Below are 13,529 nucleotides of genomic sequence, written 5' to 3' on the forward strand. Positions count from 1 at the left end.
AGTCGCTACCGACCCTTTCGAGCGACCTGCAAGCAGTCGCTACGACGAGGTACTGATCGACCAGGCCGCGTGCGGCACGTAGAACTCGCGGCCGGTCTCGTCGCGCGCGAGGATCGGCAGCTGCAATTCGATACCGACGAGCCGCAATTCGGGCTCCGGCTTCGAATCGATGGTGACGGCGAGTGCGCCCTCGGGATAGTCGTTGCGGCTCACCACCCGGTCCACCTTCTCGCCGGTGGGCATGGCGTAGACCAGTTGCGCCAGCCAGGGCGCGTCGGCGATCTTCTTCGGCAGGGACAGCTGCAGCGGGTATCCGGCTGGGACGTCCAGGGTTACGGTCTCGCCGTACTTGCAGTCCTCCATTTTCACTGTGCAGTACAGGAATGGGGACACCGTGACGGTCTTGCCGTGGGCGTATGCGGTGACCGTCGGGTCGGGGTGGTCCGCATTGCGGACGAACACCGCCAACACGCCGACGAAGGCGACGGTGAACACCAGTAGGGCCGCCACGCATAGCGCGACGACGGTGCGGGTACTCGGCTTGCTCACGACTGCGCCTCGCTGGCGCTCGGCTCCGTCGCGAGCAAAGCTGCTGTGTCTTTGGTTCGTTCGCTGCGCTCACTCACAGATCGGGTCTCCTGTGCCTCTTTGCATGTGCTTAGTGTCGCTACCGCGCTCCTTGCCGCGTTGGGCGGCTCGGTCGGCGTCGGCGTGTCGGGTTGTCGCGAACTCCTGCTCGGCATGTTCGGGGCGATGGCCGCCGAGGCCGGGCAGCAGGGAGTGGCCGCGGTCGCTGATGAAGGTCTGCAGCAGCCCGAACAGCAGGACCGCGGAGATGAACGCGAAACCCTGCCAGTAGGTGGTCGGCATCAGCACGCCCGCCGCGCCGCCGAGAACCCAGCTGAGCTGCAGTACGGTCTCGGACCGGCCGAAGCCGGACGCGATCGATTCCGGAGGCAGATCGTCCTGGATGGAGGCGTCCAGCGATACCTTCGCCAGCGCGCTCGCACCCGCCGCGACCAGGGTGGCCAATGCGGCGCCGAGCAGATTGTCGAGGAAGACCGCGAGCAGGGCGACCGCGCAGCAGGCCGCGGTGCAGCCCAGCACGATCAGTGACGGCTTGCCGAGTTTGATCCGGGCACCGGTCGCATTGCCGACGAAATTGCCGATCGCCGCGGCCACGCCGACCACGCCGAGCATGGCGGCCTGCTGCCAGCCGCCGTGTTCGGTCGCCTTGGCGACGAAGGCCACATAGAACGTCAGGAAGCCGGTCAAGACTCGAATGGCGCTGTTGCCCCACAGTCCGGTCACGACCGCACGGCCCAGCGGCTGCCTGCGCTTGCGCGGCGGAACCGTGGCTTCGGTTGCCGGACTGAACACTTCGGTTTTCGCGTGATAGCTGAGGGTCGCCGGAACCTCGCCCTCGGTGACCTCGACCCAACGCGGGATGCGCAGGCTCAGGAAAGTTCCCGCGATCGCGATCGCGGCGGCCAGCACCAGTGCGCCATTGGAGCCGGCGATCGCGGCGGCGAGTGCGGCGACCGCGCCCGCGCCGATGGTGCCGCCGACCAGACCGAACACGGTGAGCCGAGAGTTGGTGCGCACCAAGTCGATATCGGGTGGCAGCACACGCGGCGTCACCGCGCTCTTGAGCACCGAGAACGATTTACTGCCGATCATCATGCACAGGGCGAGCGGATACAGCGCCCAGCTGTCGAAGGCGATGATCAGCACCACCGCGACCACCACGCGCAGGGCGAAGGAGGTGGCGAGTGCGAGGCGGCGTCCGCGCTGTAGTCGGTCCAGCATCGGTCCGATGAGCGGGGCGATCACCGCGAACGGGGCGATGGTGATCAACAGGTACAGCGCGACTTTGGTTTTGCTCTCCGCGGTCGCGCTGGCGAAGAACAGTGTGTTGGCCAGGGCCACCGCGATCGCGGCGTCGAGGGCGAAGTTCGCCATGGTGGCGTAGGTCAGCGCGGTGAGGCCGGATTTGTCGGCGCCGTCGGCCTTGGCGGCGCGCTGGAAGGTGGCGACGCCGCGGGAGGTGAGTTCACGGCCGCGCATGGCGGCGACCCGGGTGACGGTCAGCTTGCGAGGAACGCGCTGGGGCTCGGCCGGAATTTCGGGCTCCGGCGGCGGGTCTGCCGGCTTCGCGGATCCGCCGGGCAGCGGCTTGGTCGGCGGTGGTTCGCGACGTTGCAGTGGTTCGGGTGGCAGGGGCGGCAGCGGGGACCGACGAGGGGTGTGGGGTGGCGGGTAGCGGTCGTAACCGGGGTGACGCTGGATCGGTGGGGACTCCTCGCCATCCCACGGACCACGGTCGGAACCGGAGGGATCGCGGGGAGTAGTCACAACCTCAATTCTGTCGTACATCGGCGACTTGGGTTCAATTGCCGCTCCAAGCCGTCCGGAAAGGTGACCCCGCTTGCTCAGTCCGGTACGAATCGGACCTCGAAGATGGTCGGCCAGTATTTGCCGGTGATCAGGAAGCGGTCCGTGCCGGGCAGTTGAGCGATGCCGTTGAGCACATCGGTGCCCGCGCGCACGGTCGCCGGAAGCAGTCCGCTCGCGTCGATGACCGCGAGAACACGGCCGGTTTCGGGATCGATGTGCAGGATCTCGTCGGTGGGATAGGCATTCGCGTAGACGGAACCGTCGGCGGCGCAATCGAGTTCGTTGAGGTGGGCGCGGTTTCGGGTGGTGAGGGTTACCGTGCCGGTCGCGGCGAAGGTGACCGGATCGCGGAAGGTGAGGGTGTCGGTGCCGTTGCTCATCACCAATTTGCCCGCGCGGGTGCACAGACCCCAGCCCTCGCCGTCGTAGGACGCCCGCGTGCGTTCGGTCAGTGTCGCCGGATCGCGGGCGATCGCGACCCGGTCCTTCCAGGTGAGCTGCCAGAGGGTGGCACCGGCATTGGTGACGCCCTCGCCGAAGTAGGGCGCGGGCAGCTCGACTCTGGTCAGTTCGTCGCCGGTCGTCAGATCGGTGGCGCGCACGCCCGACGCGCCCGGCATGCCGGTGGCTTCGTAGAGCACGTTGCCGACCACTTCCAGACCCTCGGTAAACGCCCGTGGATCGTGCGGACGGGTGCCGACCACCTCGATATGCAGTCGTGGCGGATCGTCGCCGGAGCCGCCACACCCGGTGATTCCGAGCAGGCTGACCAGGACAACGACGGCCAACGAACGCCGATTGCGCTCCATACGGCAAAATGTAGGCCGTGAGCGCAGTATCTGTTTCGCAGTCCGGCATGCGGCCGATCCTTGCCGATGCCGTCGACGTGGCCCGTCGTGCGCTCCTGGAGCTGGAGCCGGCCGGGGTCGGCGCGCATATCGGTGTCACCGCCGAGGACGAGGCCGCGGCAACCCACCGGTTCGAGGCCACCCTGCCCGGTTACCGCGGCTGGCAGTGGGCGGTCGTGGTGGCGGCCCCGCCGGACGCGCAGTACGCGACGGTGAGCGAATCGGCGCTGCTGCCCGGTCCGGACGCGCTGGTCGCACCCGATTTCGTCCCGTGGGAGCAGCGCATCCGCCCTGGCGATCTGGCGCCCGGCGACCTGCTCGCCTCGCCCGCTGATGATCCGCGGCTGGTGCCCGGCTACGTCGCGAGCGGCGATCCGGCCGTCGACGAGGTTGCGCTGGAAGTCGGCCTGGGCCGCACCAAGGTGCTCAGCCGCGAGGGCCGCGAAGAAGCGGCCGAACGCTGGTACTCCGAATACGGCCCCGAAACCGATATGGCCAAGGCCGCCCCCTCCACCTGCGGCCGCTGCGGCTTCTACCTTCCCCTCGCCGGCGCCCTCCGCTCCGCCTTCGGCGTCTGCGGCAACGCCATGGGTGCCGACGGCCACGTCGTCCACGCCGAATACGGCTGCGGCGCGCACTCCGACGTAGAGTTCCCCACGGGCGGGGGATCGCCGCTGTACGAGGCGTATGACGACGCGGCTTTCGATGTGATCCCGGTTGAGGCGTCGCGCAAGCCCGCTGCACCGGACGCGGGGGCCGGCGCCGAGAGTGCCCCGGGGACAAGCGATGCCGCGATTGCCGCCGAACCGACCACGGTCGAGCCGAGCGATCATGTCGCATCCGATACTGCCGCCGAGCCGAGCGAGGCGGCATCGGGCGATGCTACGGCTGAGTCGCCCAGCGCGGTGGAGTCGACCGCTCTCCCGTCGGATGATGTCGTGGCTGAGCCGAATGCTGCGGTCGCGCACGATGTCTCCGCGGGTGGCGCAGGCAACGAGCCAAATGTCGAGGCCGCTGAAGGCCGGACCGGTGATGTCGCTGATTCGACTGCTGTCGACGTTGCTGCCTCGGGTGATGTCGCGGCCGAGTCGCGCAGCTCGGTCGAGTCGGACGCTGCGCACCTGCCGGGCGAAGTTGCGGCAGAGTCGAGCACCTCGGGTGAGCCCGATGTCGTCGCCCGGGGAGTGGCCGACATGTCCAGTGCCGCAGCCACATTCAGCCCTGTTGCTGACGTGGTCGCTGAGCCGGGCGCGTTGGTCGAGCCTACTGGCGCGTCCGATGCGGCCCGTGAGTCGATCGGCGGAACGGCGCCCGGCGCGGATGCGGAGGAAGGCCCGGTTGGATCGACGACGGGTGCATCCACCAGTCGCGAGACCGAGTCGAACGGTGCGGCTGCCGAGAGCGTGGCTGGCCCCGGCGCCACGACGACAGCGGGCTCGGCAAGCGTCCCCACTTCGGTAGATCCGAGCGCCGAAGCTGCTGTGTCGCAGCGGGAGTCGAGTGCCGAGCTGGCGTCCGGTGCAACCGCAGGGAGCGGCGAGGTAGTTCCCGAGGCAGTGCCGAGTGGCGCAGAAGGCGACACCGCCGCAGTTGGGCCGAGTGCTGAAGTGAGCGTGTCGCAGCCGGAGTCGGGTGGCGGCGCAGCGGCCAGTTCCGTCGTGGTTGAGCCGGGTGTCGAAGCTGCTGTGCCGCAGCCGGAATCGGATGCTGGCTTCGAGACCGGGGCTACCGAGGTGGGTGATGCTGCCGGTGCGGCGATCTGCGGGGCGTCGGCCATCGGTGCAGAAGATGGCGTCGCGGCGGGCGAGTCGAGCGTCGACGAGGCTGTGTCCGAAGCTTCGGGTGCGGCTCTGGCATCGGACGTCGACCACGTGGCTGAGTCGGTCGTCGATGCGGCGGTCGAAGCTGAGGCCGTGGTGACTGAACCGGGCATCGCAGCTGCTGAGGCGCAGCCGGAATCGGATGCAGACGCGAGCGGTCCGGCGGCAGGCTTCGCAGGTGAAGCTGAAGTAGCAGGTAGCGAAGCTTCCTCCGTTCACGGCGAGGCGGCCGACGCTCACGCCGTGAGTGCGGACGCTGATAGTGGCGCTGTCGATGCTGACGCCGGGACAGCGGGTGCTGATGGCGAGGCAGCCACCGCAGGTAGTGCGAGTGCGGATATCGACGGTGGCGTTGCCCGCGTTGACAGCGAGACCGCGGGTGCTGATGGCATGGCCGCTGATGCTGACGCTGACGCTGATGGTGCGGATGTGGATATCGACGGTGGCGTTGGCAGCGAGACTGCGGGTGCTGATGGCATGGCCGCTGATGCTGATGCTGATGGTGCGGATGCGGATATCGACGGTTCCGTTGCCCGCGTTGACAGCGAAACCGCGGGTGCTGATGGCATGGCCGCTGACGCTGGTGGTGCGGATGCGGATATCGACGGTGGCGTTGCCCGCGTTGACAGCGAGACCGCGGGCGTTGATGGTGAGGACACCGGCGCTGACAGTGCGACTGCGGACTCTGATGGCGGGGCCTCTGCTGTTCGTGGCGAGGTGGCCGATGCTGACGGTGCCGCGGGTGCCGATGGTGAAGCTACTGACAGTGCGGGTGGGAGTGGGCCCGGGGCTGCGGCTCGGCCGGAGTTCGGGTCATCGCTGCAGGGGTGAGCGCGGTATCGGCGGCGGACCCTTTCGAGACGGCGCGGCTGCGCGCGGGGGTTCTTGCCGCTTGGCGTGATTCGCCCACTCGGTTGCGGGAGGATGCCGCGACCGAGGCGGATCTGGTGCGGGCGGGGTATCGGGATCGGCTGCTGACCGAATTGGCGCAGAATGCCGCGGATGCGGCAGCCAAGGCCGGTGTCGCGGGCCGAGTGATGGTGCGTCTCGTCGATGGCGCCGTGCACATTTCGAATACCGGTGCACCGCTGGATCTTTCGGGCGTGCACGCGCTGACCGCACTGCGTGCTTCCGGCAAGGCGGATCCGGCCGCGAGCGTCGGCCGCTTCGGTGTCGGCTTCACCGCCGTACGCACGGTAAGCGACGAGATCGAGGTCCGATCGACCACCGGCTCCATCCGGTTCTCCCACGATCTGACCTGGAAAGCCCTGCGTGACAACGCGATCACCGTCCCGGACCCGGCCGAAACCTTCACCCCACCCGTCCTTCGCCTGGCCTGGCCGACCGATGCCTCCCCGCCGCCAGACGCAGAAACCGAGATCGTCCTGCGCCTGCGGTCGGACGTCGACCCCCAATCCCTACTGGCCGCAATGCGCGCCGAAGCCGTCGACCTGCTCCTGGAACTGCCCGCCCTACAGAGCATCCGAATCGGCGACGACGAGATCACCAGCACGGTCACCGATCTGCCCATTGAAGGTCCGCACCAGCGCGAGCACGAAGATCCCCACCCCGCACACGGCCGCGAGGATTTCGGTGGCGCTTTGCATCCGCACAGTCGACAAGGCGTGCCGGACGGCAGTGGTGACACCCTCGCGAACCCAACTGGCGGCCATACGGACCCGAGCAGTGGCTATGCGGATCCCAGTCGCGGGCAGGTGGACTTCAGTGGCGGTAATGCGGACCCGATCCGCAGCCACGCGGATCCGACTCTCGGGCATGTGGATCCGGCGCGCGGGGGTGCCGACCCGAGCGACGGGCGCGCGTACCCGAGCGGCGGGCACGCGGATCGAAGTGACGGGCACGCGGATCGAAGTGACGGGCACGCGGACCTGATCGGGCCGCACGATACCCACGACGCCGAATTCGACGGCACCGATGTAGATCTGAGCACCGGCCGATCCGCAGGGCTCAGGGAACTGCGCATCGATGGCCCCGGCTCGGAGCGACGGGTTTGGTGGGAGTACCGGACGGCCCGGGCGCGCTGGTTGCTGCCGCTGCGGGATGGCAGGCCGGTGTCCGCTGCGCATGATGTGCTGCGCGCGCCAACGCGATCCGACGAGGAGCTGTCGCTACCAGCTCTCCTGATAGCCGACATACCGATGCAGCCGGACCGCCGACGCGTCCTCCCGGGTGCTCGCCTCGCCGAATTCGCACAGGGTTATGCCGATTTCGCCCACGCACTCCCGCCGCGCGATCGCCTCGTCCTGGTTCCCACCCCGGGCTTCGCGCGCAGCGAGGCCGACGGCATCCTGCGCGAGGCACTGATCCGCGAACTGCAGACCCACCCCTGGCTCCCGGTCGTCACCGCCCGCTCGAAAACATCTGGCGAAACCGCCGCGCGGTCGGCCTCGGCCGATACCCGATCAGCCGTTGCGGACCAAGCCTTTTCGGTGCGCACCGCCGCTGCAAGCGATGCCGAGCACGGTGGTTCGGTCGGCACCGACCCGTGGACCGCCGCAGACCTTCCCGGCGATGCGCGATCGTCCGCGCCCCAGACAAGACATGACGCAACGGCAGTACCTTTGCGAGCGAGCGCATTCACCGGCCTGAGCTGGGAATTGGCCGACCTGCTCGATGATATCGTCGGACCACTGGTAGTACCCGAGTTGTCAGGACGCGCACATGGCGATGCCTTGGGTGTGCTGGATGTGCACAGACTGGGACTTGCTCGGCTGGCGGAACTTTCGGCCGGGCTCGAGCGGTCCCCGAAGTGGTGGCAGTCGCTGTACGCGGCGTTGGAGCCATACGTTGTCGATCCGTTGGCCGCTGAAGAGCTCGGCGCGCTCGCGGTACCGCTGGCGGACGGCCGACTGGTAACCGGCCCGCGCACAGTGGTTTTGGATGACCAGCTCGATGTCGCCATACCGGTGCACTGGGCGCGTCTGGTGCACCCCGGGGCAGTACATCCACTCCTCGCGCGACTCGGCGCACGTTCGGCCACCGCCGAGGATCTGCTGAGCGATCCCGGATTGCGCGCGGAACTGGAAGACCGGCCGGGCGATCCCGACACCACCGACGCCGTGCTGCGGCTCGCCGCACATGCCGATCCGTCGGCACTCCCATCTTGGCTCGGCCTCCTCGAATTACCCGACACTACTGGGGAATTGCTTCCCGCCGACGAATTGCTGCTCCCCGACGCACCGCTGAGCACATTGCTGGTGCCGGATTCGCCGTTCGGCACTGTCGCAACGGATCCGGTGGACCGCTACGGCGCCGAGGCGCTGCGTGCGGTAGGCGTCGGCTGGGATTTCAGCATTGTCGTCGAAACCGATCCCACCGGCCCCGACCATCACCTGGACGACGAGGAGCGCTGGTGGTCGGGCCTGCCCGAGGATCCGCCGGAACTGGCCGCCGTCCGCGACCTGGACCTCGTCGACGAGTCATGCTGGCCAGCGGCGTTGCGGCAGTTGGCATCCAGTCCGCGCACCCGCACACTGCTCACCGATCCCGATGGCTACACGGCTTGGTGGTTGCGCAGACATGCGCGCATCAATGGCATTCCCCTGGGCTTGCTCCGCCACCCCGCCGATACCGAATTCGCGGGCCTGCTCCCCGAACTCGAACTTTCCGACCTGGACTCCGAAGCCGTGCGCGCGGTCCTGGCGAATCCGAATGCCATCACCCAGGAACTGGCCGACGCGCTGCTGGACGCCCTGGCCGACCCATCGAAAACCCCTACACCCGAGGTGGTTTCCCGAACCCACGCCCGCCTCGCCGCCGCCGTGGATCACCTCGACCTGACCGAACTCGAGCTCCCCGAGCGCGTGCGCGCCCTGTCCTCGGCAGTCGTCGACCCAGACGACGCCTGGGTACTCGACCAGCCGTGGTTCGGCCTCGCCGTTCCCGCGGATCACCTGGTAGCAGGCGATACGGCCACGGCGCCGGCCCTCGCGACCTTGCTCGATCTCCCCATGGTGTCCAATGTGATCACCGCCGAGGTGACGAGCCAGGGCCGCCACACCACGTGGTCCGCCGAACCGCTGGGAATCGTTCTTCGCCAACTGTTCACTCTGCCCGATGAACAAGGCGACCTGGTGCTTCACGACGATCTCCGGATCCGCCTACGCGGCGCCCTGGAAGCCACTGTATCCGTCCCCTGGTGGCGCGACGGCACAACCACGCACATCCGAACCCCGCAGCACCCGGCCTGACTGCAGCTACGGGCCCATAGCTACACAGCCGAATTACACCGCGTAGTTCGCAACCATCTCGCTGAGCAGATCCAGTTGCCCGCGCACGCTTTCGCTGTCGTTGTCGACCAACCAGCGCAACACGACACCGTCGATCACATTCAAGGTGAAGCGGCTCAGCGTCGGCACCGGCACGGACCACCGGCAACCGGTGGCATCACGCGCATGGTCGAGGATATCGGCGACCGTGGTGTCGTTGAATGCGTACTGTTCGCGCGCTATCGCGAGTTTCGCGGGAGTCGATTCCCCTTCGCGTAGCGCATATGTCGTGGTTTCGTATGTGAGCAGTTGTCGTTCGGGTGTGGCTTCAATGTTCAGCCACATCAGTTCGAGTCCGGCGCGCACCAATTTTTGAAGCGCTTCTTTTCCACTTCCGACGTCTTGCCAAACTGTTTCGTTGGCGTCGACGGAATCGCGTAATTCCATCGACAACGCCTTGACCAGCTCGGTCATCAGCGCGTCCTTGTTTTCGAAACAGTAATGCACCACACCGAGCGAAACGCCAGCTGCCTGAGCGACATCGCGCGTTGTCACGCCCGCGACGCCCTTTTTCTCGGCAAGGCCGATGGCTGCCTCGATAAGGTGGGCCCGTCGTTCTTCGACGCTCAATCGGGAGGACACCCAAGGGAGTTAAGTCCGCAACTCCGCCACAGTCAATTCGCAGGGCCGAAAATCTCGACTGGACGATTGTCCAGTTGTGTGGTTCGCTTCAGCACGGGATCGAAGGGAGACGCGTATGCCGGTGTCACGCAGAACGGTGCTGGCCCGAACCGCGGCAGGTTCCGCCGCGCTCGCGACAGTGGTCACGGTGCCAGGTGTGACTTCGGCGCTCGGCGCACCGGCCGCCGCGGCTCCCGAATCGGGTGGCTACCTCATCGGACTCGGGCTTTCCGATATCACCGGTCCGGCCGCCGAATGCGGAATGATGGGCTATTCGCAGTTCGAGCAGCAGACGGCGGGCATCCATCTGCGCCCGCGTGCTCGCGCATTCATCATCGACAGTGGTGCGCGCCGAATCGTGTTCGCAGTCGCGGAGAACGGCATGATTTTCCAGTCCGTGCATCGCGGCGTCATGCTCGAACTCGCCCGCCGCTTCGGTGATCTGTACACCGAACAGAACGTCACGCTCACCTCGACGCATTCGCATGCGACCTGTGGCGGCTCCAGCAACGATTACGCGTACAACCTGTCGATTCTGGGTTTTCAACAGCAGGTATACGACGCCGAGGTGAACGGCATCGTGGAGGCGATCGCCGCCGCGCACGCCGATCTCGGACCGGGCACGCTTTTGCTGGGTCGCGCCGAACTGCACGACGCGAGCGTCAACCGATCACGAGTTGCCTTCGAACGCAATCCGGATGCGGATAAACAGCACTTCCCGAATGCCATCGACCCGGCGGTCACCGCACTGTCATTCGTCAAGGGCGGCAAACAAGCCGGCGCAATCACCTGGTTCGCCACGCACAACACGTCGATGACCAACCAGAACCGGCTGATCAGTGCGGATAACAAGGGTTACGCCTCGTTCTCGTATGAACACACCGAGCACGGGGTTCGCTATCTCGATGGCCCGGCCGATTTCGTCGCCGCGTTCGCGCAGACCAACGCGGGGGATATGTCCCCGAATCTCGATCTGCAACCCGGTTCGGGACCGACCGAGAACGAGTTCGAGAACACTCGCATCATCGGTGAGCGTCAGTACCGCGCGTCGAAAACCGCATTGTCGGGCGCGCAGTCCATCAGCGGTCCGGTCGATTCGATGCTCTGTTATATCGACCTGGCCGATACCGCCGTCGACGGCAGATTCACACCTGACGGTCAACCGCGCCACACCGCGCCCGCCGCCGCGGGCGTCTCGCTCATCGCGGGCAGCGTCGAGGATGGTCCCGGATTGCCAGGCATTCCGATCCCCGAGGGGGTGCGCAATCCGTTCATTGACGCGCTCGGTGATCCGCGCCGGCCCGCACCGTCCTGGCTGGCAGATGCGCAAGCGCCCAAGGCGATCATCGCGCCGCTCGGGCTGTTGCCGCCGGTGCCGTGGGTGCCGAATGTGGTGCCGATCCAGATCGTTCGGATCGGCGAGCTCTACTTGGCCTGCGGCGGTGGCGAATTCACCATCGTCGCCGGACTGCGCATCCGTCGAGCTGTTGCCGCTGCGCTCGGCGTTCCGCTGGAGCAGGTGTTGATGCAGGGCTACGCGAACGCGTACCACGAATACGTCACCACTCCCGAGGAGTACGACTCCCAGCAGTACGAGGGCGGCTCAACCCTCTTCGGCCGCTACACCTTGCCTGCCTACCAGCAGGAGTTCAACCGTCTGGCAACGGCTTTCGCCGCCCGTCAGCAGGTTCCGCGCGGTCCTGCGCCGCGCGACATATCCAACCTGCAGCCGAATTTCCAACCCGCACCCGGCCCGGACACCACACCACTGGGTCGTGGATTCGGCGATGTCCTGACCCAGCCCGCCGCTTCGTATGCGCTCGGCACTCAGGTCGCCGTCGAATTCGTCTCCGCCCACCCCAAACACAACCCCCGCCGCAATGGCACCTTCCTGGAAGTGCAGCGCCGCAACGCGTCCGGCGACTGGGTCCGCGTCGCCAACGAGGGTGAATGGGCCGTCCGCTTCTACTGGAGCAAGCGTGGACCGGCCGAATCCGTAGCCCGCTTCACCTGGGACATCCCGACGGACGCCAGCTCCGGCACCTACCGCATGCAACACTTCGCCGACAGTCTGAGCCCGGACGGCACCCTGCACCCCTTCACCGGGATCACCAACGAGTTCGAAGTGAGCTGAGGCGGGCGGTCAAAGTCCGGTTTGCGCGCCTTTGTCGCCGCGGCGGGCGCCCCGGCGCTGGATCGCGAAGATCGTGTAGCCGAGCAGGCCGACGGCCATACCCATCAGACACACCGGGCGGGCGGATTCCCAGCGGTCGCTGGTCCACACGACGACGGTGGCGATCAGCCAGAGGGCGCTGCCGACCGCGAGGACCGGCCGTGGATCGGTGAAGCGCGGCGGGATCTGCGGGACATTCCGGGTCACGGCCGTGCCTCGCCGGCACTCGGCTCCGCTGCGAACCAGGGTGCTGTGTCTTTGGTTCTCTCGCTACGCTCGATCACGATCACAGCGTAGCTGCGGGAAGAGGCGGTCACCGGCCAGCGTGTCCCGTATCGTTCTGCTCTGTGACAACGCCATCGGATGTTCGAGCTCTCGCCGGTGAGCTGTCGCTCGCGGTGGTGCGCTTGACGCGACATCTGCGGGGGCGGCGCGCCGACGCGCAGATTTCGCTGACGCAGCTCTCCGCACTCGCCACCTTGCATCGAGAAGGGGCGATGACACCGGGCGCGTTGGCCGCCAAGGAGCGCGTACAGCCGCCTTCGATGACGCGCGTGATCGCCTCGCTCTCCGATCTGGAATTGGTGGAGCGCAAGCCGCATCCGACCGATGGCCGGCAGATCATCGTGTCGCTCTCGGATGCGGGTCGCGCACTGATCGCCGACGAAACCAGCGCCCGCGAAGCCTGGATGACCGAACAGCTCTCCACCCTCACCGACGAACAACTGGTCGTGCTGACGCGTGCCGTCGGCATCATGAAACAACTCGTCGACGACTCGGAGTAACCGAACCCATCCCGGGCCCTGGTTGCTAGCGAGGTACGTAACCACCGCGGGCGTATTGGGCGCCGAATGGCTGGTCGCTGTCCACGATTTCGCGGCCGAGGGGGAACAGGGAGATCGGGATGAGTTTGAGGTTCGCCCAGCCGAAGGGGATGCCGATGATCGAGATGAACAGGGGGATGCTGGTGAGCAGGTGGCCGAGCGCCAGCCACCAACCGGCGACGATGAACCAGATGATGTTGCCGATCATCGAACCGACCCCCGCGGAAGGCTTTTCGACCGTGGTGCGTCCGAACGGCCAGAGCACATAGGTCGCGATCCGGAACGAAGCGATACCCCACGGGATCGTGATGATCAGAACGCAGCAGATGATGCCCGCGACAATGTAGCCGAGCGCCATCCAGAACCCCACGAATACGAGCCACAGGATATTGAGCACCAGCTGAATCGGCTTCATGAATCCAGCATGCCAGCCCACCCCGCCTCCGGACATCACTCCGGAGTACGAGGTCGGCTCAGGGATATCCCCAATCAGCGAAATCAGCGCCCTGACCAGCTGCCTCGCCGCAGAACGGCGGTCATCACGGATTCGGCCGCGC

Annotated in this window: 10 protein-coding genes; 4 read left to right on the forward strand and 6 right to left on the reverse strand. The window is 66.9% G+C overall.

Annotation, left to right across the window (positions count from 1 at the left end; genetic code table 11):
* Positions 1–39: 39 nt before the first annotated feature.
* The 3 genes from ACIBW7_RS31465 to ACIBW7_RS31475 all read right to left on the reverse strand — a co-directional run bounded on the left by ACIBW7_RS31465 (position 40) and on the right by ACIBW7_RS31475 (position 3,206).
* Positions 40–549 (reverse strand): DUF2771 domain-containing protein, encoded by a 510-nt coding sequence (locus ACIBW7_RS31465; protein WP_397052648.1) that lies wholly within the window; start codon positions 547–549, stop codon positions 40–42.
* 69 nt (positions 550–618) lie between these two features.
* Entirely contained in the window at positions 619–2,355 is a 1,737-nt protein-coding gene (locus tag ACIBW7_RS31470) for an MFS transporter (RefSeq protein WP_397052650.1), read from the reverse strand.
* Positions 2,356–2,432: 77 nt separating this feature from the next.
* The gene (locus tag ACIBW7_RS31475) at positions 2,433–3,206 is read right to left on the reverse strand and encodes a glutaminyl-peptide cyclotransferase (protein WP_397052652.1); all 774 of its coding nucleotides are present in this window, start codon (positions 3,204–3,206) and stop codon (positions 2,433–2,435) included.
* 17 nt (positions 3,207–3,223) lie between these two features.
* Between ACIBW7_RS31475 and ACIBW7_RS31480 the strand changes: the two genes are divergently transcribed.
* Positions 3,224–5,896 (forward strand): DUF3027 domain-containing protein, encoded by a 2,673-nt coding sequence (locus ACIBW7_RS31480; RefSeq protein WP_397052654.1) that lies wholly within the window; start codon positions 3,224–3,226, stop codon positions 5,894–5,896.
* Positions 5,893–9,276 (forward strand): sacsin N-terminal ATP-binding-like domain-containing protein, encoded by a 3,384-nt coding sequence (locus ACIBW7_RS31485; RefSeq protein ID WP_397052656.1) that lies wholly within the window; start codon positions 5,893–5,895, stop codon positions 9,274–9,276. The genes ACIBW7_RS31480 and ACIBW7_RS31485 overlap by 4 nt, the downstream gene beginning before the upstream one ends.
* Positions 9,277–9,309: 33 nt before the next feature.
* Here ACIBW7_RS31485 and ACIBW7_RS31490 read toward each other — a convergent pair whose 3' ends face one another.
* Positions 9,310–9,924: a TetR/AcrR family transcriptional regulator gene (locus tag ACIBW7_RS31490; RefSeq protein ID WP_387286241.1), complete on the reverse strand. Its 615-nt coding sequence runs from the start codon at positions 9,922–9,924 to the stop codon at positions 9,310–9,312.
* A 127-nt stretch (positions 9,925–10,051) separates the two neighbouring features.
* Between ACIBW7_RS31490 and ACIBW7_RS31495 the strand changes: the two genes are divergently transcribed.
* Positions 10,052–12,109: a neutral/alkaline ceramidase gene (locus ACIBW7_RS31495; protein ID WP_397052658.1), complete on the forward strand. Its 2,058-nt coding sequence runs from the start codon at positions 10,052–10,054 to the stop codon at positions 12,107–12,109.
* A gap of 9 nt (positions 12,110–12,118) precedes the next feature.
* Here the strand turns inward: ACIBW7_RS31495 and ACIBW7_RS31500 are convergent, their stop codons facing one another.
* On the reverse strand, positions 12,119–12,355 hold the full coding sequence (locus tag ACIBW7_RS31500) for a DUF2530 domain-containing protein (RefSeq protein ID WP_397052660.1): 237 nt from the start codon (positions 12,353–12,355) through the stop codon (positions 12,119–12,121).
* 140 nt (positions 12,356–12,495) lie between these two features.
* On the opposite strand from ACIBW7_RS31500, the gene ACIBW7_RS31505 reads away from it, so the two are divergent.
* Complete coding sequence (locus ACIBW7_RS31505; protein ID WP_357476422.1) at positions 12,496–12,933, forward strand: MarR family transcriptional regulator; 438 nt, start codon at positions 12,496–12,498, stop codon at positions 12,931–12,933.
* A gap of 25 nt (positions 12,934–12,958) precedes the next feature.
* Here the strand turns inward: ACIBW7_RS31505 and ACIBW7_RS31510 are convergent, their stop codons facing one another.
* Positions 12,959–13,387: a YccF domain-containing protein gene (locus ACIBW7_RS31510; RefSeq protein ID WP_040686456.1), complete on the reverse strand. Its 429-nt coding sequence runs from the start codon at positions 13,385–13,387 to the stop codon at positions 12,959–12,961.
* Positions 13,388–13,529: the final 142 nt, after the last annotated feature.

Origin of the sequence: Nocardia sp. NPDC049526 (assembly GCF_044465765.1) — a bacterium.
GTDB lineage: Bacteria > Actinomycetota > Actinomycetes > Mycobacteriales > Mycobacteriaceae > Nocardia.

Bases quoted from the DNA above. Each gene is read 5' to 3' on its own strand.
- ACIBW7_RS31475 (WP_397052652.1), bottom strand. From the start codon at position 3,206: ATGGAGCGCAATCGGCGTTCGTTGGCCGTCGTTGTCCTGGTCAGCCTG.
- ACIBW7_RS31495 (WP_397052658.1), top strand. From the start codon at position 10,052: ATGCCGGTGTCACGCAGAACGGTGCTGGCCCGAACCGCGGCAGGTTCC.
- ACIBW7_RS31510 (WP_040686456.1), bottom strand. From the start codon at position 13,387: ATGAAGCCGATTCAGCTGGTGCTCAATATCCTGTGGCTCGTATTCGTG.